The sequence below is a fragment of the Streptomyces chilikensis genome (assembly GCF_001642695.1).
GTDB classification, from domain to species: Bacteria; Actinomycetota; Actinomycetes; order Streptomycetales; family Streptomycetaceae; genus Streptomyces; species Streptomyces chilikensis.
The window spans coordinates 2,402,886-2,424,959 of sequence record NZ_LWCC02000005.1 but is presented as its reverse complement, the minus strand read 5'-3'; the positions used below and the strand labels follow the sequence as shown (position 1 = coordinate 2,424,959).

Here is a 22,074-nt window from a genome sequence, read left to right as displayed (position 1 = left end):
CTTCCGCACCGACGCCGCCGGCCGGCCCGCCCCCGCGGCACCGCCCGCCGGCCGCACAGGAGGCCCCTCGTGACCGTCCTCACCGAGCACCCCGCCCCCGGCGGCGCCCCGGCCGGCGGACCCGGCCGCCCCGCCGCGCCGCCCGAGCCCGTCGGCCGCCCCGAGCTCCTCGTCGACCCCGCGCTGCACGCCACCGGCGACCCGCACGGGATCTGGCGCTGGATGCGGGAGCACGCGCCCGTGCACCGGCACGAGGAGGGGGACCTGCCCGCCTTCTGGTCGCTGACCCGGTACGAGGACATCCGCGCCGTCTACCGCGACCCGGCCACGTTCAGCTCCGCCCACGGCGTGCTGCTGCGTCCGCTGGCCCTCGGCGAGGACCCCGGAGCCGGACAGACCCTGGCCCTGACCGATCCGCCCCGTCACAAGCAGCTGCGCGGTCTGATGGCCGACTGGTTCAGCACCCGCGCGGTCCGCGGCCTGGAGGACTTCGTGCGGGACGCCGTGCGCGACGCGCTGGCCCGCGCGGTCGAACGCGGCACCTGCGACGCGGTCCACGACGTGGCCGCCCGGATCTCGCTGTACACCATCGCCCGGATCATCGGCGTGCCCCGCGAGGACCAGGAGGCGCTCTTCCGGTGGACCGACGAGGCGTTCCTCGCCCACCGCTCGCTCGCCGCCCACCACGGGTTCATGGGCTACTTCATCGACCTGATGGACCGGCGGGCCGCCGAGCCGGCCGACGACCTGCTCTCCTCGCTGGTGCACGGCACGGTCGACGGCGAGCCGCTCACCGAGGAGGAGATCCTCCTCAACTGCGAGAACCTGGTCGGCGCCACCGAGAACGGACGGCTGGCCCTGGCCGCCGGGCTGCTGGCCCTGCTGGAGCACCCGGCCGAACTCGCCCGGCTACGCGCCGACCGCGCCCTGCTGCCCGCCGCCGGCGAGGAGATCCTGCGCTGGACCTCCAGCGCCACCCACAGCATGCGCACCGCCACCCGGCCCGTGGAGATCCGCGGCCGCCGCATCGAGGCCGGTGACAGGGTCGTCGTCTGGGTGCCCTCGGGCAACCGCGACGAGGACGTCTTCCCCGACCCCTACCGCTTCGACGTGGGCCGCACCCCCAACCGGCACCTGGCGCTCGCCGCCGGCGAGCACTTCTGCATCGGCAGCACGCTGGCCCGCGCCCAGCTGCGGCTGCTGCTGACCGAGGTCCTGGACACGGGGATCGGACTGGAACCGTCCGGCCCGGCGGTCCGCCTGCGCTCCATCCACGTGGCCGGCCCGGAGAGCATCCCGCTGCGCGTCACCCCGCCCCGCCGGCCCCGCCCCGCGGCCTGACCCGCCCCCGCACCGCCCACCGCGCGCACGAGCCCGCGAAGGAGAGAAGAGATGGCCGACCGGCATGTGCTCCTGATCGGCTGGCGGCCCGACGCCGTCGCCGCGCTGCGCCGCCTCGGCGCCGAGGTCACCTGCGTCCTCGCCGCCCACGAACTGGACGCGCGCGGTGACCTGCTGGACGACGCGCACACCGTGGTGGCCCGCGACCCGTGCGCCACCGAGCCCACGCTGGCCGCGCTCGAACGGCACGGCCTGTCCGCCGACCGGTTCGACGTGGTCACCAGCCAGTTCGAGTACTCCCTGGTCAACGCGGCCGTCGTGGGCGGGCCGCGCAGCCCGGCCGGGATCCGCCAGGCGCTGCTGCTGCGGGACAAGGAGCTGCAGAAGCGGCGCGTCCGCGCCGCCCGCCTCCCGGTGGCCGACTCCGCCCAGGTGACGCGCCCCGCCGACCTGCTCGCCCTCGACCGCCCGCGGGGCGTGCTGAAGCCGCTGGACCTGTCCACCGGGCGCGGCATGCGCACCTGGAGCAGCGACGCGGAGCGGATCCGCATCGCCGAGACCCTGGCCGGCTCTCCCACTCCCGGGCCCTGGCTGGCCGAGTCCTGGGTGGACGGCGAGGAACTCCACGTCGACGGGGTCGTCCGGCACGGCGAGGTCCGCTTCGTGTCGGTGGGCCGGTACCTGCAGAACCCGCTCGCCGCCCAGCGGGGCGGCCTGCGCGGCTCGCTCGCGGAACACCCGGAGCGGCGGCGGGGACTGTACGACCACGCCCGCGAGTTCGCCGGCCGGGTCATGTCGGCGCTGGACCACCGCGACGGCGTCTTCCACCTGGAGGTCTACGAACAGGCCGACGGGCGCTGGGTGTTCGGCGAGTGCGGCGGCCGGCTCGGCGGCGGTTCCCTCGACGTGCTGGTCCGCCTCCAGCACGGCGTCGACCTGCACGAGGAGTGGGCCCGCGCCGTGCTCGCCCTGCCCCCCGGGCCGCCCGCCGTCCCCGCCGCCACCACCTTCGGCCACGTCTTCCTCGCGGCCGACGGCCCGGAGCGCGGACGGCCCGCCGACGCCGAGATCGCCGCCCGCGACGGCGTGCGCCACGTGGCGTCCCAGCCCCCGCCCGCCGGTCCGCTCTCCTCCACGACGCCCGCCCGCCGGTTCCCGGCGACGGCCGTCGTGGAGGGCAAGGACACCGCCCACGCCGACGACCGCGTCCGCGCCCTCGCCACCTGGTTCTCCGGCCGGTGCGCGACCCCGACACGCAAGGAGCCCTCATGAGCGACACCGCCCTCACCCACATCTCCCACCCCGAGGGGGTCGTGCCCAGCGACGGCTACACCCACCTGGTGACCGGCCCCGGCCGGCTCGCCGCGGTCGCCGGACAGATGCCGTTCGCCCCGGACGGAAGCCTGGTCGGCGCGGGCGACCCGGAGGCCCAGGCCCGCCAGGTGTTCGCCAACATGCGCGGCGTCCTCGCCGCGGCCGGCGCCGGCTTCGACGACGTGATCAAACTCACCTACTACGTCGTCGACGCCGCGCACATCCCGGCCGTCCTGGCGGTGCGCGACGAGTTCATCGACACCACCCGCCCGCCGGCCAGCACGGTCGTCCAGGTCGCCGCGCTCTACCGGCCCGACCTGCTGCTGGAGGTCGACGCCCTCGCCCTCGTCCCGCCGGCCGCCGGGCCCGCCCGGTGACCGCCCCCGCCAACCCCCAGGAGATCCGATGACCGTCACCGGACCCGCGGCGCCGCGCACCGCCCCGCACCCGCCCTTCGACCGCCAGCTCGAGGGCCCGCTCCGGGAGATCCTGCGCACCCTGCCCACACCGCTCACCCCCGACCTCATCCCCGCCCGCCGCGAGGTCGCCCGGCGCAACCGCCTCGGCGACGACGACATCCGGCGCGGCGGCGCCTTCACCGTCACCGAGCGCACCGTGCCGGGCCCGCCCGGAGCCCCCGACATCTCCCTGCTCATCTGCCTCCCCACGGGCTCCCCGGGACCCCACCCGGTGATCTACAACACCCACGGCGGCGGCATGGTCGGCGGCCACAACCGGACCACCGAGCTGGCCGGCGAACTGTCCCGGGCCGAGGAGCTCGGCATGGCGGTCGTCGCCGTCGAGTACCGGCTGGCACCCGAGCACCCCGACCCCGCCCCGGTCGAGGACTGCTACGCCGGCCTGCTGTGGACCGCCGGCCACGCGGCCGAACTCGGCCTGGACCCCGAGCGCATCGTGGTCAGCGGCAACAGCGCCGGCGGCGGACTCGCCGCCGCCATGGCCCTGCTCGCCCGCGACCGGGGCGGCCCCCGGCTGCTCGGCCAGATGCTGCAGTGCCCGATGCTCGACGACACCTGTGACACCCCGTCGGCGTACCAGATGGAACGCGTCGGCCTGTGGGACCGTGTGTCCAACCTCACCGGCTGGACCGCCCTGCTCGGCGACCGGCGCGGCACCGACGCCGTCTCCTGCTACGCCGCGCCCGCCCGCGCCGCCGACCTGCGCGGCCTGGCCCCGGCGTTCATCGACGTCGGCTCGGTGGAGTCGTTGCGCGACGAGGCCGTCACCTACGCGAGCCGCATCTGGCAGTGCGGCGGGGAGGCCGAACTGCACGTGTGGTCGGGCGCCTTCCACAGCTTCGACGAATGGGTGCCGGACGCCGTCGTCTCCCGCTCGGCGCAGGCGGCCCGCGTCGACTGGCTGCGCCGCCTGCTGCTGCCCTGAGCCCGAGGAGAACCCCGCCATGACCTCCCGCCCCACCGGCCCCCGCCTGCTCCTCGTCGGCGGCGCGACCCCGCTGCCCTCCAGCGTCGACATCGTCGGCACGGCCCTGGCCCAGGCCCGGGCCCGCGGCATCCGCACCCACCTGACCGGCCGTCCCGAGCACCTGGACCGCACTCCCGGTGTCACGGCCCTGGCCGACGAGGTCTTCGCCGTGGACCCCGACGACGTGGCCGCCACCCTCGCCTGGGCCCGCGACCGCCGGGCCCGGGGCGAGGGCTACGACCTGGTGCTGGGCCTGCGCGACCCGGTGCAGGACGCGGTGGCCGCCTGCGCGGAGCTGTTCGGGGCGCCGGGCAACCCGCCCGCGGTGATGCGCCGCACCCGCGTCAAGGACCTCTGCCGGGCAGCGCTCGCCGCCGCCGGGCTGCCCCAGCCCGCCGTCCGGCTCTGCGCCGGCCGGGCCGACGCCCTCGCCTTCCTGGCGGACACGGCCGGCCCCTGGGTGGTCAAGCCCCGCGCCGGGATGGGCAGCACGGGCGTCCGCAAGGTCACCGGGCCCGCCGACCTGGACCCGGCGCTGGCCGGGCTCCCCGACGGCGAGCCGTTCCTGCTGGAGGAGTACGTCACCGGCGACGAGTACAGCGTCGAGGGCGTCCTGCTCTCCGACGGGCCCCGGTTCCTGGCCGTGACGGCGAAGGAGAAGCTCCCCCCGCCCCACTTCGTCGAAGTCGGCCACGTCGTCCCGGCCGCGCTCCCCGCAGGCGCCGACGAGGAGATCACGCGGGAGGCCGGCCGGGCCCTGCGCGCCCTCGGCCTGCGCACCGGCGTCTTCCACGTCGAACTGTGGCGGACCGCACACGGCGTGGTCCTCGGCGAGGTCCACGTCCGTCCCGGCGGTGACTGGCTGCACCAGCTGGTGGCCAGTTCCCGGCCCGGCCTGGAGCTGTTCGGCATGCTCTACGACGACGTGCTCGGCCGGCCCGTCGCGCCCGTCCCGCCGGCCACCCGGGCCGCCGCCGTGCGGTTCCTCGCCCCGCCGCCGGGCCGTCTGGAGCGGATCACCGGCTGGGACGAGGCCGCCGCCCACCCGGCGGTGCTCAGCGCCCGGCTGACCGTCTCCCCCGGTGACACGCTCCGCCCGGTCCGCGACTCCGGCTCCCGGGCCGGCCACCTGGCGGTCGGCGCGGCGACCCCCGAGGCCGCCCGGGCCCTGGCCCGGGAACTGGCCGCGTCGGTCACCTTCGAGGTGACCGACGCCTCCGGCCCGGCCGGCCCGCGGCGCCTCCCGGCCCCCGGCGCCCGGGGCCGGGACGCCCGGCCCCACGACGCCCCGCTCCACCCGGCACCACCGCCCCGCACGGACAGGACCGTCACCCGCCCATGACCACGAACCGGAAGATGCACGAAGGCGAGGCGGACACCGATCCGGACCTCGTACGGCGCCTGCTGCGCGGGCAGTTCCCGCAGTGGGCGGACCTGCCCGTCACCCGGCTCGCCTCCGGCGGCACGGTCAACGCGATCTACCGCCTGGGCGACGGGCTGACGGTCCGGCTGCCCCTGCTGAGGGGCGGCGACGGGACCGTCGGCCACGAGGCCCGCTGGCTGCCGCTGCTCGCGCCGTCGCTGCCCGTCCCGGTCCCCGAGGTGGTCGCGGTGGGTGAACCCGCCGAGGGCTATCCGTGGCGGTGGGCCGTCCACCGGTGGCTGGAGGGGGAGGTCCTGGCCGAGGGTGTGGGATCCGACACCCTGGCCCGCGACCTCGCGGCGTTCGTCACGGCGATGCGCGGGACCGGCCTGGAGGGTGGCCCCCCGGCCCACCGGAGCGGCCCGCCGCGCGAGGCCGACGCCGGGACCCGCTCCGCGATCGAGGCGCTGCGCCGCACCGACGAGCCGTTCGACGCCGACGCCGTCCTCGCCGCCTGGGAACGCGTCCTCACCGTCCCCGACTGGACGGGCGGCCCCTGCTGGACCCACTCCGACCTCATGCCCGGCAACCTGCTCGGCGCCGGCGGCCGGCTCGCCGGGGTGCTCGACTTCGGCACGGCGGGCGTCGGCGATCCCGCGATCGACCTCGTCCCGGCCTGGAACCTGTTCATGCCGGCCGCCCGCCGGACCTTCCGCGACCACGTCGACGTGGACGAGGCCACCTGGGAACGGGGCCGCGGCTGGGCGCTGTCCATGGCCGTCGTGCAGCTGCCGTACTACCGGCGGACCAATCCGGTGATCTCGGCCAACGCCCGCCATGTCATCGGACAGGTCCTGGCGGCCGACCGGGACCGCCACCCGTAGCGGCGACCGCCGGACACAAAGGAACGGGCGGCATCGTGATCACGATGCCGCCCGTTGCCCTGTTGTGCGCGAGGGGGGAGTTGAACCCCCACGCCCTTGCGGGCACTGGAACCTGAATCCAGCGCGTCTGCCTATTCCGCCACCCGCGCATTGGGTGTGTCCTCCGGCTTCGGCCCTTTTCGGTGCCGCCGCCTTCCGACATGCAGAACATTAGCACGCCTCCCGGGGTGGGTTCACATCCCTTTCCCGCGATGATCCACAAGCCCTTCCCAGGTCCCAGGCCTACAGACTGGTTTACGTATCAACCTTGTACCGGTGGACGTCGTCCTCCCCACAGAGGAGACAGCTCCGTCCACGGGTGCGGGACACTGGTCGTGGACCGCCCGTACGATCCAGGGGCAGGACCGAGCAGCAGCACCGAACAGCAGGACGCGGCAAGACCCGCCGAGCAAGTTCGAAGGCGGACTTCGCAGGGAACCTTCGCAGTCGGCGCAGTCGGCCACAGCCGGCCGGACGCGGCGACCGCACGGAGCCAGACTTGGGCCGACAGGGGGAACCAGGCGATTCACGGCCGCGTGGATACGATCAGTAAGCAGTACCGGAAGCCGTACCGGAAGCGGTACCCGCAGTACGGCCAGGACAGGGACGGAGGAGGTGCCCCATGGGAGTCCTGAAGAAGTTCGAGCAGCGTCTCGAAGGTCTGGTCAACGGCACCTTCGCCAAGGTGTTCAAGGCCGAGGTCCAGCCCGTGGAGATCGCCGGAGCGCTGCAGCGCGAGTGCGACAACAACGCCACGATCTGGAACCGGGACCGCACCGTCGTCCCCAACGACTTCGTCGTCGAGCTCAGCACCCCCGACTTCGAGCGGCTCAGCCCGTACTCGGGCCAGCTGGGCGACGAGCTGGCCGGCATGGTGCGCGACTACGCCAAGCACCAGCGGTACACCTTCATGGGTCCCATCAAGGTCCACCTGTCCAAGGCCGACGACCTGGACACGGGTCTGTACCGCGTCCGCAGCCGCACCCTCGCCGGGTCCACGGACCAGCAGGGCGGGCCTCCGGCGGGCGGTCCGGCCGCCGGCGGCTACGGGTACCCGGGGCCCGCCGCGGGCCGGCCGGGAGCGGCCGTTCCGCCGCCCCCGATGCCCTCCACCCCGCCGGGCATGGGCGCCCCGGGCGCACCCGGCGGCTACGGCTACCCGCCCGCGGCGGCGCGCCCGGTGCCGGGCGCCGGAGCGGTCGCACCGGCGGCCGGCGGACGCACCCGCTTCTGGATCGAGGTCAACGGCAACCGCCACCAGATCTCGCGTCCCACCCTGGTGCTCGGCCGTTCCACCGAGGCGGACGTCCGCATCGACGACCCCGGCGTCTCCCGCAGACACTGCGAGATCCACACCGGGACCCCGTCCGTCATCCAGGACCTCGGTTCCACCAACGGCATCGTGGTGGACGGACAGCACACCACCCGCGCTACGCTCCGCGACGGCTCGCGGATCGTCGTGGGCAGCACCACCATCATTTACCGGCAAGCCGAAGGGTGAAGCGGGGGCAATGTCAGAGCTGACCCTCACGGTCATGCGGCTGGGTTTTCTGGCCGTCCTGTGGCTGTTCGTGATCGTGGCCGTGCAGGTCATCCGCAGTGACCTCTTCGGCGTGCGGGTCACCCAGCGCGGTGCCCGCCGGGAGGCCGCGAGGCCCGCCGAACGGGCGGGCCGCCAGGCCGCGGCACCGCAGCAGCAGGGACGTCAGGCCGCCGCGGGCGGCCGCCGCGGGCGCAACACCCCGACCAAGCTGGTGGTGACCGAGGGCACCCTGACCGGCACCACCGTCGCCCTCCAGGGCCAGACGATCACCCTGGGCCGCGCCCACGACAGCACGATCGTGCTGGACGACGACTACGCGTCCAGCCGCCATGCCAGGATCTACCCGGACCGCGACGGCCAGTGGATCGTCGAGGACCTCGGATCCACCAACGGCACGTTCATGAACCGGAACCGGCTGACGACGCCCGTGCCGATCCCGCTGGGCGCGTCGATCCGCATCGGCAAGACCGTCATCGAGCTGCGGAAGTAGTACGAGAATGAGCGAGCGGAGCGAGTACGCGGCACACGTCCCCACCCAGGACGCCGGCGCGCTCCCGACCGGAGGGTGGGCAGGGTGGCTCGACACGACCGGCTGCGGCTTTCCCCGCAGCAGCCGACGGAACAGCCGACGGGTGAGGTGCGCATGAGTCTGTCACTGCGCTTCGCCGCCGGATCGCACAAGGGCATGATCCGCGAGGGCAACGAGGACTCCGGCTACGCCGGTCCCCGCCTGCTCGCCATCGCCGACGGCATGGGCGGCCAGGCCGCCGGCGAGGTCGCCTCCTCCGAGGTGATCTCCACCATCGTCGCGCTCGACGACGACGTCCCCGGCTCCGACATCCTCACCTCCCTCGGCACGGCCGTGCAGCGCGCCAACGAGCAGCTGCGGGTCATGGTCGACGAGGACCCCCGCCTGGAGGGCATGGGCACCACGCTCACGGCCCTGCTCTGGACCGGCCAGCGCCTCGGCCTGGTCCACGTCGGCGACTCCCGCGCCTACCTCCTGCGCGACGGCGCCCTCACCCAGATCACCCAGGACCACACCTGGGTGCAGCGTCTGGTCGACGAGGGCCGGATCACCGAGGAGGAGGCCACCACCCACCCGCAGCGCTCCCTGCTGATGCGCGCGCTGGGCAGCGGCGACCACGTCGAGCCCGACCTCTCCATCCGCGAGGTCCGGGCGGGCGACCGCTACCTGATCTGCTCCGACGGCCTGAGCGGCGTGGTGTCCCACCAGACCCTGGAGGACACCCTCGCCAGCTACCAGGGGCCGGAGGAGACCGTCCAGGAGCTGATCCAGCTCGCCCTGCGCGGCGGCGGCCCGGACAACATCACCGTGATCGTGGCCGACGTCCTCGACCTGGACACCGGCGAGACCCTCGCCGGGGCGCGCCTGTCCGACACCCCCGTGGTGGTCGGCGCGGTCGCCGAGAACCAGGTCACCGACGACAACGGCGCGATGCAGACGCCCGCCGGCCGCGCGGCCGGCCTGGGCCGCCCCGCGCCCGGCCAGGGCGGCGAGTTCGGCCCGCCCGGCAGCGGCGACACCGGCTACCCGGCCGGCGGCGAGAACGCCGGCGGCTGGACCGACGAGGACTTCACCAAGCCCCGCAAGGGACGCCGCTGGCTGAAGAGATCGTTCTACACGGTGCTCGCGCTCGGCGTGATCGGCGGCGGCCTCTACGGCGGCTGGCGCTGGACGCAGACCCAGTTCTACGTCGGCACCAACGACGAACACGTCGCGCTCTACCGGGGCATCAGCCAGGACCTGGGCTGGGTGTCGCTCTCGAAGGTGGAGAAGGACCACCCCGAGATCGAACTCAAGTACCTGCCCGCGTACCAGCAGAAGCAGGTCAAGGCCAACATCGCCCAGGGCGGACGCGGTGAGGCGGTGGAGAAGATCGAGGAGCTCAAGGTCCAGGCCTCCGCCTGCCGCAAGAACGCCGAGCGGGAGGCTGCCGAGGAGCAGAACCCCAAGGCGAAGAAGCCCGCCGACGACGCCGAGGCCACCAACCCCGACGCGGTGACCGCGAGCCCGTCCCCGACCAAGAACACGACGTCCGCTCCCAGCCCCGGCCCCAGCCTCTCCGAGGAGGAGAAGAAGCTGGTCTCGCTGTGCGGCGATCAGTAGGCAAGCCGTGAGGGGCCCTGGAACACGATGAGCAGTAGTACCCATCAGACGTCCACCATCGGCGCCGTCGGCGCGCCCAGCCGGCGCAACACCGAGCTCGCGCTGCTGGTGTTCGCCGTCGTCATCCCGGTCTTCGCGTACATCAACGTGGGGCTGGCCATCGACGGGTCGATCCCGGCGGGCCTGGCCACCTACGGTCTGAGCCTGGGCGCCATGGCGGCGCTCGGCCACCTGGCCGTGCGCAAGCTGGCGCCCTACGCCGACCCGCTGCTGCTGCCGCTGGCCACCCTGCTGAACGGCCTGGGCCTGGTCGCCATCTGGCGGCTCGACCAGTCCGAGCGGCTGCAGGCGCGCCCGAACTTCGTGGAGGCCGCGCCCAACCAGCTGCTCTACTCGGGCCTCGGCATCGTGCTGTTCGCCGTCGTGATGTTCCTGCTCAAGGACCACCGCGTGCTGCAGCGCTACACCTACATCTCCATGCTGGTGGCGCTGGTCCTGCTGCTGCTGCCGCTGGTCCCGGGTCTGGGCGTCAACCTCTTCGGCGCGAAGATCTGGATCCGCGTCGCCGGCTTCACCATCCAGCCCGCCGAGTTCGCGAAGATCGTCATTGCGGTCTTCTTCGCCGGATACCTGATGGTGAAGCGGGACGCGCTGGCCCTGGCCAGCCGCCGTTTCCTCGGGCTCTACCTGCCCCGCGGCCGCGACCTCGGCCCCATCCTGGTGGTCTGGGCGGTCTCCATCCTGATCCTGGTCTTCGAGACCGACCTCGGCACCTCGCTGCTGTTCTTCGGCATGTTCGTGATCATGCTGTACGTCGCCACCGAGCGGACCAGCTGGATCGTCTTCGGTCTGCTGATGTCCGCGGCCGGCGCCGTGACGGTGGCCACCTTCGAGTCGCACGTCCAGCAGCGCGTGCAGGCCTGGCTCGACCCGATGCGCGAGTGGGAGCTGAGCCGCCAGGGCGTGGTCGGGCACACCGAGCAGTCCCAGGAGGCCCTGTGGGCCTTCGGCTCCGGCGGCACCCTGGGCAGCGGCTGGGGCCAGGGACACTCCGACCTCATCGGCTTCGCCGCCAACTCCGACTTCATCCTCGCCACCTTCGCCGAGGAGATCGGGCTGACCGGCGTGATGGCGATCCTGCTGCTGTACGTGCTCATCGTGCAGCGCGGCATCCGCACCGCCCTGGCCGCCCGTGACCCGTTCGGCAAGCTGCTGGCGGTGGGCCTGTCCGGCGCCTTCGCGCTGCAGGTCTTCGTGGTGGCCGGCGGCGTGATGGGCCTCATCCCGCTGACCGGCATGACCCTGCCGTTCGTCGCGGCCGGTGGTTCGGCCGTCATCGCCAACTGGGCGCTGATCGGCGTGCTGCTCAGGATCAGCGACACGGCACGGCGGCCCGCGCCCGCCCCGGCTCCCAACCCCGACGCCGAGATGACCCAGGTGGTCCGACCGTGAACAAGCCCCTGCGCCGGATCGCGATCTTCTGCGGCCTGCTGATGCTGGCCCTGCTGCTGCGCGACAACTGGCTCCAGTACGCCCAGGCCGACTCGCTCGCCAAGGACTCCGACAACCGCCGGGTCCGGATCGAGCGCTACTCGATCCCGCGCGGCGACATCATCGTCGACGGCAAGGCGATCACGGGATCCAAGAGCACCGACGGCGAGTTCCAGTACAAGCGGACCTGGAAGAACGGCCCCATGTGGGCGCCGGTCACCGGCTACTCCTCGCAGGCCTTCGACTCCAACCAGCTGGAGAAGCTCGAGGACGGCATCCTCACCGGCAACGACGACCGGCTCTTCTTCCGCAACACCCTGGACATGATCACCGGTGAGGAGCGCCAGGGCGGCAACGTCGTCACCACGCTCAGCACCGCCGCCCAGAAGGCCGCCTGGAACGGGCTGAAGGGCAAGAAGGGCGCGGCGGTCGCGCTCGACCCGGCCACCGGCAAGATCCTCGCCCTGGTCTCCGCGCCGTCCTACGACCCGTCGACGTTCGCCGGCAGCACGGACGACGACGCCAAGGCGTGGAACTCGCTGCAGAAGAAGAACAACGAAGACGACCCGATGCTCAACCGGGCGCTGCGCCAGACCTACCCGCCGGGCTCCACCTTCAAGGTCGTCACCGCGGCGGCCGCGCTGGAGGAGGGGCTGATCGACGACATCGACGCCTCCACCGACAGCCCGGACCCGTTCCCGCTGCCGCAGTCGTCCTCCAAGCTCACCAACGACCACGGCGTCTGCGAGAACGTGAGCCTGCGCGAGGCGATGCGCATCTCCTGCAACACCGTCTTCGGCAAGATCAGCGACGAGCTCGGCAACAAGACGATGATCGAGCACTCGGACAAGTTCGGGTTCAACGAAGAGGTCTTCACCCCGGTCCGCGCCGACGCGAGCATCTACCCCGAGGACGTCCCGCCGCAGAACGCCATGGCGGGCATCGGCCAGGCGTCCAACCGCGCCACGCCGCTGCAGATGGCCATGGTCGCCGCCGCCGTCGCCAACGACGGCAAGCTGATGAAGCCGTACATGGTCGACCAGCTCCGCTCCGCGAACCTGGACGTCATCGAGGAGACCGAGCCGGAGGAGCTCTCCCAGGCCGTCTCGCCGGAGACCGCCCAGAAGCTGCAGGACATGATGGAGACGGTCGTGGAGACCGGCACCGGCACCACCGCGAAGATCCCCGGGGTGACGGTGGGCGGCAAGACCGGTACGGCCCAGCACGGCGAGAACAACGAGAAGAACCCGTACGCCTGGTTCATCTCGTACGCCAAGGACTCGGACGGCAAGTCCGTCGCGGTCGCGGTGGTCGTCGAGGACGGTTCCGCGGTCCGCGAGAACATCTCCGGCGGCGGCCTCGCCGCGCCCATCGCGAAGGACATCATGAAGGCCGCGCTCGGCAAGTGACGGCCGGGAGATGACGTCCGCCGCCCCTCCGTCACCCACCGCGACGCCCGCGAGGGCCGTCCATACCGGTCGTGTATCGGGTGACGGGCGTGGCCCGGCGAGACACCGCGGGCCGGGTACGGTATGCCCGGACGGCACACCGCCGAATCCATGAAGGGTGCGGTTGGGACCGACGGAGAGGGCTGGTAGGTAGCTATGGAAGAGCCGCGTCGCCTCGGCGGCCGGTACGAGCTGGGCCATGTGCTCGGCCGTGGTGGCATGGCCGAGGTCTACCTCGCGCAGGACACCCGGCTCGGCCGCACCGTGGCGGTGAAGACGCTGCGGGCGGACCTCGCACGCGACCCGTCGTTCCAGGCCCGGTTCCGCCGTGAGGCCCAGTCGGCCGCCTCGCTCAACCATCCCGCGATCGTCGCGGTCTACGACACGGGCGAGGACTACATCGACGGGGTCTCGATCCCGTACATCGTCATGGAGTACGTCGACGGCTCCACGCTCCGTGAGCTGCTCCACAGCGGCCGCAAGCTGCTGCCGGAGCGGTCCATGGAGATGACCATCGGGATCCTCCAGGCGCTGGAGTACTCGCACCGCAACGGCATCGTCCACCGCGACATCAAGCCGGCCAACGTCATGCTGACGCGCAACGGCCAGGTCAAGGTGATGGACTTCGGCATCGCCCGTGCCATGGGCGACTCCGGCATGACCATGACGCAGACGGCCGCCGTGATCGGCACCGCCCAGTACCTCTCCCCGGAGCAGGCCAAGGGCGAACAGGTCGACGCGCGTTCCGACCTGTACTCCACGGGCTGCCTCCTCTACGAACTGCTCACGGTCCGTCCCCCGTTCGTGGGAGATTCCCCGGTCGCCGTCGCCTACCAGCACGTGCGGGAGGAGGCCCAGCCGCCGAGCGTCTTCGATCCCGAGATCACGCCCGAGATGGACGCGATCGTGCTCAAGGCGCTCGTCAAGGACCCGAACTACCGCTACCAGTCGGCCGACGAGATGCGCGCCGACATCGAGGCCTGCCTCGACGGCCAGCCGGTCGCCGCCACCGCGGCCATGGGCGCGGTGGGCTACGGCGCCGGCTACGGCGGCTACAACCAGGGCTACGGCGACGACCAGCCCACCACCGCCATGTCCCCGGCCGGCGGCGCCACCTCGATGCTGCCGCCGATGAACCCCGACGACGGCGCCCACGGCTACGACGGCGACCGGCCCGACCGGCGGCGGCAGAAGAAGAACCGGCAGTCGACGATCCTGCTGATCGCGGCCGCGGTGCTGGTGCTGATCGGCGCGATCCTGATCGGCCGGTGGATCGTGACCGAGGACGAGCCGACCATGGCCAGGGTGCCGAACTTCGTGGGCAACACCAAGGCGGAGGCCCGGGACCAGGCGACCAACGTGGACCTGAAGGTCACCTTCAGCGAGAAGGAGTGCGAGGACCAGGAGAAGGGGCGCGTCTGCTCCCAGGACCCCAAGGACGGCACCCAGCTCGAGAAGGGGGAGACGGTCGCGCTGGTCCTCTCCACCGGTATGCCCAGGATCGAGGTCCCGGACGTCGTCGGCATGGCCGAGGACGACGCGACGAAGAAGCTGGAGAAGGCCGGCTTCGACGTCACCGTCGAGTCCGAGGTCAACGCGCAGGCGGAGGAGGGCACGGTCACCGACCAGGACCCGGGCGACGGCGCCGAGCTGGACAAGGGCTCCGAGGTGAAGATCACCGTCGCCAAGCCGCCGCAGCAGGTGAACGTGCCGGAGGTCCGCGGCCAGACCTGTGAGCAGGCCAAGCAGCTGCTCTCCCAGGACGGCCTCAACGGCGAGTGCTCGGGCGAGGTCGAGACGGCCGACCCGAACCTGAACGGCAAGGTCGCGGAGATGACGTTCCCGCCGGGCCGCAAGGTCGACGTCGGCACCACGATCACCCTGAAGATCGGCAAGCTGAAGGAGACCGAGACCCAGCAGCCGGTCCCGGACGTGCAGGGCAAGCCGCTGAAGGAAGCCCGGAAGATGCTGGAGGACGCCGGTTACCGCAACATCCAGCCGACGAAGAACGACCCGAACGGCGTCGTGGCCGTGCAGTCGGTGCCGGCGGGCGGCACACCGGACCCCAACGCGCCGATCGTGCTGGTCATCGTCGGCTGACCGCACGAGGCCGAGGGCCCGCTCACCCCACGGTGAGCGGGCCCTCCCGCGTGTCAGGGGGCCGGTCGGACCGTCCCGCGCACCCGCAGCCACGACGCCGCCGCCTTCAGCCCCGACCCCGCGGCCAGCCCCCACGCCGCGCCCGCCGCGCCGCCCAGGGCGTAGCCCGTGAACAGCAGTGCCACCGACAGCAGCGAGAAGACGACCTGCACCGCAAGCGTCCGGCGCGGGCTGAGCACCCGCAGGGTGAGCAGCGCGCTCACGCCGAAGCCCATCAGCAGGTACTGCGCCCCCGTGGCCGGCAGCAGCGCGACGACCGCCGGCCAGGTGTCGCCGAGCACCCGGTGGCCCCAGCCGTCGGGGAGCAGCAGCCACAGGCCCGCCCACGCCCCGCCGGCGGCCGCGAGCGCGACGCCGAGCAGCAGCGTGGCACGCGTCACCGCCCGCCCGCCGCCGAGGCGGGTGAGCAGCGGGGGGCCGAAGGCGTTGGCGGCGCCGAGGAACACGTTGAGCGGACCGAACAGCGCCGAGGCGCCCCGCAGCGCGCCCACCGCCAGGGGGGCGCCGAACAGGCCGAGGGCGAGCACCGCCAGCTGGCTCGAGCCGTTGCCGACGGCGAACTCGACCGCGAACCGCTGCCCCAGGTGTCCGCGCCGCAGGTAGGCGCCCGGCCCGGGACCGGTCCCGGGGCCGCCCGGCGCGCGCAGCACGCGGCCGAGCAGCAGCGCGGCGACGGCCAGTGAGGGCAGTGCGGCGGCCCCCCAGGCGAGGATCAGCCGGGCGGCGCCGGACCCGGCGGGCTGGGCGGAGAGGAGTCCGACGGTGGCGGCCAGCCGCAGCCCGTCCGAGGCGAGCGCGTGGTGGGGCCGCCGGAGCAGCGAGAAGCAGTACCGGGCGGCGTCCTGGAGGAGGACGACCGGCAGCACCGCGCCCAGCGCGGCGAGCGCGCGGCCCGTGCCGCCGCCGGTCCACAGGCCGGTCGCCGCCAGCAGGGCGGCGCAGACCAGGGAGGCGGGCGCGGTGAAGGTGAGCGCCGGGCGGCAGGCGGCCTCGCGGTCCTCTCGCACCAGGACCAGTGCCTGGCCGACGTAGCTCATGAAGAACCCGAGGGTCACCGTGAAGACCAGGTGGACCATGGAGAACTCGGCGAACCCGGCCGCGGTGGAGACCCGCGCGGCCAGGACCAGCACGAGGACGTTGGTCAGCCCGGAGGCGGCCTGGTCGAGGACGGAGGCGACGAGGGCGGCCGGACCGCGCAGGCCGCCCCGGTCCGCGTCCCCGGCCTCCGCCGCCCCGCCGTCCGTCCCCCGGGGCAGGGACGGCCCGGTCACTGGTGGTCTTGCGGCAGCGAGACGGTCTGCAGGCCGAGCGTCGGCCGGTCGTCGTGCTCGTGCCGGATGTGGGCCGGCTCCTCGCGCCGCCGCGGCCCGGGCGCCGCGGGCCGGGGGTCCTCGCGCCGGTTCCTCTGCTCCCGGCCGCGCCCCCGGCCGTCCCGTGCCGGCTCGGTGTCCTGGCCCCGGTGCATCACCGCGCCCAGGACGGTGCCGCCCGCGCCGACGACCAGGTCGCGCAGCCGGGCGAGCTGGGCGCGGTGCACGCCGCGCGGGTCGCAGACCACCAGGACCCCGTCGACCCGGTCGACCAGGGCGAGCGCGTCGGCGTAGGCGAAGACCGGAGGGGTGAGGACGATGACGGTGGCGTGCGCGTCGTCGGCCTCGGCGACCAGGCGGGAGGTCTCGGCGGAGGTCAGCACGCGGGCCACGTTGCGCACCCGGGCCCCGGGCACCAGCTCGAAACCGCCGGACTCGCCGGCGTCCACCAGCAGACGGCGGCGGCCGGGCCACTCCTCGTCGCCCCCGTCGCGCGCCGCGCCCTCGTCGGTCCAGGACGGGCGGGACAGGTCGTGGGCGTCCAGCTCGTGGGTGAGGAACGGGCGGCGCAGGTCCGCCTCGACGACCAGGACCCGCTTGCCGGTCTCCGAGAAGGTCGCCGCCAGGTTGACGGCGACGGCCGCCGCGGTCCGGCTGGAGCCGCGCGGGGCGGCGACCAGCAGACGGCGGCGGTCGGCGAACCGCCGGTCGTAGGCGAGCCGGTAGGCGATCGACCGGTACTCCTCGGCCAGCGGCGAGTCGTCGCGGTCCTCGGCCAGCAGCGGGCCGTCGGGGTCGGTGCGGGGCAGCGAGCCGAGCACCGGGGCGCGCAGCGCGCGGGCCACGTCTCCCTCGGAGCGGGCCGCCGGGTCGAAGACCAGCCGGACCCAGGCGAGGAGCAGGCCCAGCGCGAGGCCGCCGGTGCCGCCGAGGAGCAGCGAGAGCACCCAGCCGGGGCCGTCGGAGGCGGCCGGCGGGGTGGCCGTGCGGATCACCTTGCCGGGCGTCATGTCGAGCGACTCCAGCTTGCTGATCCGGTCGTTCAGCTCGGTGATCTTGTTGAGCAGGTTGGCCTTGACGCTGAAGTCGGACTCCGGGCTGCTGCTGGTGAGCGACGCGGCCAGTTCCTCGTGCTGCTTGGCGATCGGGTTCAGCTGCTTCTTCAGGCCCTTGATCATCGAGTCCCGGGTCGCCCCGGTGTCCCGGCGGCGCTCCTCCAGGTAGGCCTCGACCGCGGCGTTGGCGCGCCGGGCCGCGTCCTCGGGGTCGTCGGCGGTGTAGCTGAACCGGAGCACCTGCGACTGGGGCGGGTTGGTGACCTGCAGGCCGGTGAGGAAGGCGTCCTCCCGGCCGCCGATGCCCAGTTCCTCGGCCGCCCGTTCGGCGGTGCGGCGGCTTCCGGCGTCCTGCCGTTCGGTGTTCATGTCCAGCTTGGAGCTGGACTGGGTCGCGCTGAACGGGTCGTCGGTGGCGACCCGCAGACGCACGTCACTGGTGGCGACGTAGGTGTCGGCGGTGCTCAGGCCCAGCCAGGCGCCGCCCAGCAGGCCCAGCAGCACGCCGCCCGCGATCAGCCGGGGGTAGCGCATGAGCTGCAGGAACTGGTCCCGCAGCAGATCGGGCTCGTCCTCCGGCACCGGGACCGGTCCGGCCGGTCCGCCGCTGGTCTGGGTCATGCTCCCGCCCCTCTCGCCTTCCCCTGCTCCCCCGCCGCCGTGCCGGCGGGTCCCGCCAGGACCTCGGCCAGCAGGGCGTCGTAGCGGGCCAGCCCGGCCCCGCGGCCCAGATGCTCCGCGACGTGGTGGGGGCCCCGCGCTCCCAGCGCGTCGGCCGCCGCCGGATCGGCGGCCAGTTTCCGCACCGCCTCCAGCAGTGCCGCCGGGTCCTCCGGCCCGACCAGGACGCCGGCGCCGGAGCGCCGCACCTCCTCGGCCGTCCCGCCGCCGTCGGCGACCGAGGCGACCACGGGCCGCCCGGCCGCGAAGTACGAGGTCAGCTTGGACGGCACGCTCATGTCCAGCACCGACGCCCGCTGGGTCACCGCGAGCACGTCGGCCGCCGCCAGCACGTCGGGGAACTCCTCGTTCCCCGCCGGCGGCAGGAACTCCACGTTGGGGACGCCGGACGCCGTCTCCCGCAGCGCGGCGCGCCGGCTGCCGTCCCCCATCAGCACCCAGCGGACCTCCGGGTCCAGGCGGGCCGCGCCCACCAGGACCTCCAGTCCCTGCTTGAGGCCCATGTTCCCCGAGTGCAGCACGACCGGCTCCGCGCCCCAGCCGAGCCGGGCGCGGGTCTCCTCGCGGTCGGCCGAAGGAGCCGCCACGTGAGACCAGTTGGGCACCACACGGATCCGTCCGCGGTCCACTCCCAGCGCCACGACGCGGTCGGCGAACGTCTCGTGGATGACGCCGACCAGGGTCGCCCGGCGGAGCACGTACCCCTCGACGCCGGCGGCGGCACGCGCGGCGCGGTCGCCGCCGGAGATGCCGCTCTGCTCCGCCGCCGCCCCCATCAGGTCCTGCACCACGGGCACGAACGGCACCCTCCACCGGGCGGCCAGCCGGGCGGCCACCACGCCGCCGGCCAGGCTCGGCAGCTGGGCGAAGACCGCGTCCGGGCGCTCCATGCGCGGTGGGACCGCGAGCTGGTGGCCCAGCACGGTCGCCTCGAACGCCGCCCGGCGGGCCGCGGTCTGCCGCGACGGCACCAGATGGCGCCGCCGGTGCACGGTCACCCCGTTCCTCGTCCCGGTCATCCGCCACCGGCCGCGGTAGGCGGGGTCCACCGACCACGACGGATAGTGCGGCATCCCCGCCAGCACGTGCGTCTCGTGCCCCTGGGCCGACCAGTGCTCGGCCACCTGGGTGGCGTACGGGCCGATGCCGGTGTGTTCCGGCGCGTAGTTGGTGGAGACGAGCAGAAGACGGCGCCGGGGTGTTCGGCCGTCCCCCTCCTGACGGTCGGTCACGTTCCGCTTCACAGGCCCCCCTTGCAGCGAACGAGCTGTTCGTCACCCTAATCGTTCACCTGTCCCGCCCGAAGGGTGCGCGGTACTGTCGTTCGGGACACAGGGGGGAAGAAAGCGTATCCATAGGGGGGAAACGCAACGTGTCGCATCACAGAACGTATCGGGTGGGTTACGCACCCGGCGCGTACGACCTGTTCCACGTAGGGCACCTGAACATCCTTCGTCATGCCCGGCAGCAGTGCGACCACCTCGTCGCCGGGGTGCTGTCGGACGAGATGGCCGAGCTCGCCAAGGGGCGGCGGCCGGTCGTCCCGCTCATCGAGCGGCTGGAGATCGTGCGCAGCATCACGTGCGTGGACGCGGCGTTCGTGGAGACCGTTCCGGACAGGGTCGAGACCTGGAAGCAGGTCCGCTTCGACGTGCTGTTCAAGGGCGACGACTGGCGGGGCACCCCCAAGGGGGAGAGGCTGGAGCAGGACTTCGCCGCCGTCGGCGTCGACGTCGTCTACTTCCCGTACACGGTGCACACGTCCAGCGTCCAGCTGCGCCGGGCACTGGCCTCACTGACCTCGCCGGTCGCCGGGACGGGAGGGCTCAGCCACGGCTGAGCTCCCGGAACCACTTGGCCAGGAACAGCGGCAGGTACAGCGCCGCCACCGCTCCCAGCAGGGCGTAGCCCCACAGGAAGACCGGTCCGGCCCCGAACAGCAGGAAGACCAGGCAGAAGACGCCGTGGTCGACCGGCAGCAACGCCACCGCCCGCACCAGGGACGGCGGCGTGGCGGGGCCGGGGCGTCCGGCGGCGGCCTGGCGCTTGAGCTGCTCGGTGAGCAGTCCGCCGAAGAAGGTCACGACCGCCACGAAGAGGAAACCCAGCGGCAGCAGCAGCCAGGCCCTCTCCCGCACCCCGAACGCGTCGGGCCTGAGGGAGAGGGCGAGCAGCACCGCCATGTGCAGCGCGGTGGTCTTGGCGCAGTCCACCACGTGGTCCAGCCATTCGCCCGCCGGGCTGCCGCCGCCGCGCAGCCGGGCCAGCTGCCCGTCGGCCGAGTCGAAGGCGAAGCCGGTCGCCAGGGCCAGCCAGACCACCGGACCCGTCCACCGAGCCGGCTCGGCCAGGGCGATCCCCGCTGTCGCGCCGAAGCTGAACAGCGCGCTGATCACGGTGACCTGATTGGGGGTCAGCCCCGCCCGGTACGACCCGGCGGCCAGGAGGCGGCCGACCGGGCGGTTGACGTGGCGGGAGTAGAGGGAGACGCCCCTGGCGCTCTTCTGCGCCCCCGCCAGCCGGTCCAGCGCCTCGCGGAAGGTGAGCCGTGCGGGGACCTCCCGGTCCCGTCGCACGTGCCCCTTCTCCGCTTCTGCCGTGGTCATCGACGCCCCCGCCGGTCAGCTGCCGCCGCCGGCCGGAGACCTCCGGGCCGACTCGGGTATCGGGCGGTCGTTGCGCAGCGCCTCCCAGACCTCGTCGGCCAGGGGCTGGGCGGGCACCACCCGGTTGGGGTCCGCGGTGTCGTACTTCACCGGCAGCGTCACGGTGTCCAGGGCGGACGGGTCGATCCCCTGGAGCGACCGCCCGAACTCGGCCAGCGAGGTGAGCGAGGCCAGGTCGGAGTCGGTGGTCAGCGCGCCGGTGAGCGAGTCGGCGATCCGGTAGGTCCTGACCGGGTCGCCCAGCAGGTCCTGCCGCCTGACCTCGCCGATCAGCGCCACCAGGAACTGCTGCTGGAGGCCGATGCGCCCCAGGTCGCTGCCGTCCCCGTAGCCGTGGCGGGTGCGGACGAACCTCAGCGACTCGGTGCCGTCCAGACGGTGCCGGCCGGGCTCCAGGGTGAAACCGCCCTTGGTGTCCCGGATGGGCTCCTCGACGTCGACCGTCACCCCGCCCAGCTCGTCCACCAGCGTCTTGAAGCCCGCGAAGTCGATCTCCATCAGGTGGTCGATCCTGACCCCGGACATCGTCTCCACGGTCTTGAGCGTGCAGGCGGACCCCACCTGGGAGTAGACCGAGTTGAACATCACCCGCTTCGCCGGGGGGACCTCGGTGCCGTCGGCCCGCCTGCAGGCCGGGCGGTCGACCAGGGTGTCACGCGGAACGGAGACGGCCACCGCCTCGGAACGGCCCTCCGCGACGTGCACCACCAGCGCGGTGTCGGACCGGGCGCCGCCGACCTCGCCGCCGTCCAGCGCGGCGTTGTCACCGGCGCGGGAGTCGGAGCCCAGTACCAGGATGTCCAGCGCCCCGCGGGCGGCCGGTTCCTTGGCGGGGCGGTCGTCGCCGAGCGCCTCCTCCAGGTCGACGGCCGTGATGTTGCCGTCCAGGTCCTCGTACATCCACCAGGCCGTGCCGCCCGCGGCCAGCGCCAGCACGGCGCAGCCGATCACGATGCGGCGGAAGACCCTGCGCCGCGGACGGCGGCGGCCCCGGGACCCGTGACCTCTCCTCGGCCGGTCGCCGCTCCCCGGCGGTTCCTCGTTCTCGGCGCGCGTCATCGCCGTGCCCCTCCCCATTCCCCTGCCCCCTGGCCGAGCGCGGCAGCGAGGTGCGTGGGGGGCGGCGCTCGGCGAATGTCCCGGCCGGAGCCGTTCTCGAACTATAGAGGGAATCGCGTTCGAACCGGGAGGGTCGAGGACGT

The 22,074-nt window shown here is 73.5% G+C and carries 18 protein-coding genes and 1 tRNA gene; 13 read left to right on the top strand and 6 right to left on the bottom strand.

The genetic code is table 11. The features are described 5' to 3' along the window. Window positions 1–69: 69 nt before the first annotated feature. The 6 genes from A2U95_RS10935 to A2U95_RS10910 are packed head-to-tail and all read left to right on the top strand — an operon-like array spanning window position 70 to window position 6,348. Window positions 70–1,341: a cytochrome P450 gene (locus A2U95_RS10935; protein ID WP_240957276.1), complete on the top strand. Its 1,272-nt coding sequence runs from the start codon at window positions 70–72 to the stop codon at window positions 1,339–1,341. 51 nt (window positions 1,342–1,392) lie between these two features. Continuing rightward, a complete protein-coding gene (locus A2U95_RS10930) occupies window positions 1,393–2,613 on the top strand; it encodes an ATP-grasp domain-containing protein (RefSeq protein WP_166021946.1) in 1,221 nt (406 codons plus the stop codon). Further along, a complete protein-coding gene (locus A2U95_RS10925; protein ID WP_166021945.1) occupies window positions 2,610–3,032 on the top strand; it encodes a RidA family protein in 423 nt (140 codons plus the stop codon). The genes A2U95_RS10930 and A2U95_RS10925 overlap by 4 nt, the downstream gene beginning before the upstream one ends. 28 nt (window positions 3,033–3,060) lie before the next feature. After that, the gene (locus A2U95_RS10920; protein ID WP_166021944.1) at window positions 3,061–4,059 is read left to right on the top strand and encodes an alpha/beta hydrolase; all 999 of its coding nucleotides are present in this window, start codon (window positions 3,061–3,063) and stop codon (window positions 4,057–4,059) included. A gap of 19 nt (window positions 4,060–4,078) precedes the next feature. Further along, window positions 4,079–5,443, top strand: coding sequence for an ATP-grasp domain-containing protein (locus A2U95_RS10915; protein ID WP_166021943.1), 1,365 nt, complete (start codon window positions 4,079–4,081; stop codon window positions 5,441–5,443). A gap of 14 nt (window positions 5,444–5,457) precedes the next feature. After that, window positions 5,458–6,348 (top strand): aminoglycoside phosphotransferase family protein, encoded by an 891-nt coding sequence (locus A2U95_RS10910; protein ID WP_166025056.1) that lies wholly within the window; start codon window positions 5,458–5,460, stop codon window positions 6,346–6,348. A gap of 65 nt (window positions 6,349–6,413) precedes the next feature. Here the strand turns inward: A2U95_RS10910 and A2U95_RS10905 are convergent. Beyond that, window positions 6,414–6,497: transfer RNA gene (locus A2U95_RS10905), tRNA-Leu, on the bottom strand. Between the two features lie 512 nt (window positions 6,498–7,009). On the opposite strand from A2U95_RS10905, the gene A2U95_RS10900 reads away from it, so the two are divergent. From A2U95_RS10900 to pknB, 6 genes are all read left to right on the top strand, one after another. Next, window positions 7,010–7,888 (top strand): FhaA domain-containing protein, encoded by an 879-nt coding sequence (locus A2U95_RS10900; RefSeq protein ID WP_166021942.1) that lies wholly within the window; start codon window positions 7,010–7,012, stop codon window positions 7,886–7,888. A gap of 10 nt (window positions 7,889–7,898) precedes the next feature. After that, window positions 7,899–8,420 carry an FHA domain-containing protein FhaB/FipA gene (locus tag A2U95_RS10895; protein WP_166021941.1) on the top strand — a complete coding sequence of 174 codons (522 nt, stop codon included), beginning with the start codon at window positions 7,899–7,901 and terminating at the stop codon, window positions 8,418–8,420. Window positions 8,421–8,573: 153 nt separating this feature from the next. Further along, the gene (locus A2U95_RS10890; RefSeq protein WP_166021940.1) at window positions 8,574–10,061 is read left to right on the top strand and encodes a Stp1/IreP family PP2C-type Ser/Thr phosphatase; all 1,488 of its coding nucleotides are present in this window, start codon (window positions 8,574–8,576) and stop codon (window positions 10,059–10,061) included. Window positions 10,062–10,088: 27 nt separating this feature from the next. Beyond that, on the top strand, window positions 10,089–11,513 hold the full coding sequence (locus A2U95_RS10885; protein WP_166021939.1) for an FtsW/RodA/SpoVE family cell cycle protein: 1,425 nt from the start codon (window positions 10,089–10,091) through the stop codon (window positions 11,511–11,513). Further along, window positions 11,510–12,961 (top strand): penicillin-binding transpeptidase domain-containing protein, encoded by a 1,452-nt coding sequence (locus A2U95_RS10880; protein ID WP_166021938.1) that lies wholly within the window; start codon window positions 11,510–11,512, stop codon window positions 12,959–12,961. Before A2U95_RS10885 ends, A2U95_RS10880 begins: the two co-directional genes overlap by 4 nt. A gap of 195 nt (window positions 12,962–13,156) precedes the next feature. Next, the gene (gene pknB / locus A2U95_RS10875; RefSeq protein ID WP_166021937.1) at window positions 13,157–15,100 is read left to right on the top strand and encodes a Stk1 family PASTA domain-containing Ser/Thr kinase; all 1,944 of its coding nucleotides are present in this window, start codon (window positions 13,157–13,159) and stop codon (window positions 15,098–15,100) included. A 53-nt stretch (window positions 15,101–15,153) separates the two neighbouring features. Here the strand turns inward: pknB and A2U95_RS10870 are convergent, their stop codons facing one another. Genes A2U95_RS10870 through A2U95_RS10860 form a run of 3 tightly spaced genes read right to left on the bottom strand, consistent with a single transcriptional unit; the run spans window position 15,154 to window position 19,438 of the window. Beyond that, window positions 15,154–16,431: an MATE family efflux transporter gene (locus tag A2U95_RS10870; RefSeq protein WP_240957274.1), complete on the bottom strand. Its 1,278-nt coding sequence runs from the start codon at window positions 16,429–16,431 to the stop codon at window positions 15,154–15,156. Beyond that, entirely contained in the window at window positions 16,428–18,146 is a 1,719-nt protein-coding gene (locus A2U95_RS10865; protein WP_206282856.1) for a lipopolysaccharide biosynthesis protein, read from the bottom strand. Before A2U95_RS10865 ends, A2U95_RS10870 begins: the two co-directional genes overlap by 4 nt. Further along, window positions 18,143–19,438, bottom strand: a complete 1,296-nt coding sequence (locus A2U95_RS10860) for a glycosyltransferase family 4 protein (protein WP_240957273.1) — start codon at window positions 19,436–19,438, stop codon at window positions 18,143–18,145. The genes A2U95_RS10865 and A2U95_RS10860 overlap by 4 nt, the downstream gene beginning before the upstream one ends. Before the next feature lie 140 nt (window positions 19,439–19,578). Here A2U95_RS10860 and A2U95_RS10855 point away from each other — a divergent pair, with 140 nt between their 5' ends. After that, window positions 19,579–20,046, top strand: coding sequence for an FAD synthase family protein (locus A2U95_RS10855; protein WP_166021936.1), 468 nt, complete (start codon window positions 19,579–19,581; stop codon window positions 20,044–20,046). Here A2U95_RS10855 and A2U95_RS10850 read toward each other — a convergent pair. Next, entirely contained in the window at window positions 20,033–20,812 is a 780-nt protein-coding gene (locus A2U95_RS10850; RefSeq protein WP_166021935.1) for a CDP-alcohol phosphatidyltransferase family protein, read from the bottom strand. The genes A2U95_RS10855 and A2U95_RS10850 overlap by 14 nt on opposite strands. A gap of 15 nt (window positions 20,813–20,827) precedes the next feature. Further along, the gene (locus A2U95_RS10845) at window positions 20,828–21,931 is read right to left on the bottom strand and encodes an LCP family protein (RefSeq protein ID WP_166021934.1); all 1,104 of its coding nucleotides are present in this window, start codon (window positions 21,929–21,931) and stop codon (window positions 20,828–20,830) included. Between the last annotated feature and the right edge of the window lie 143 nt (window positions 21,932–22,074).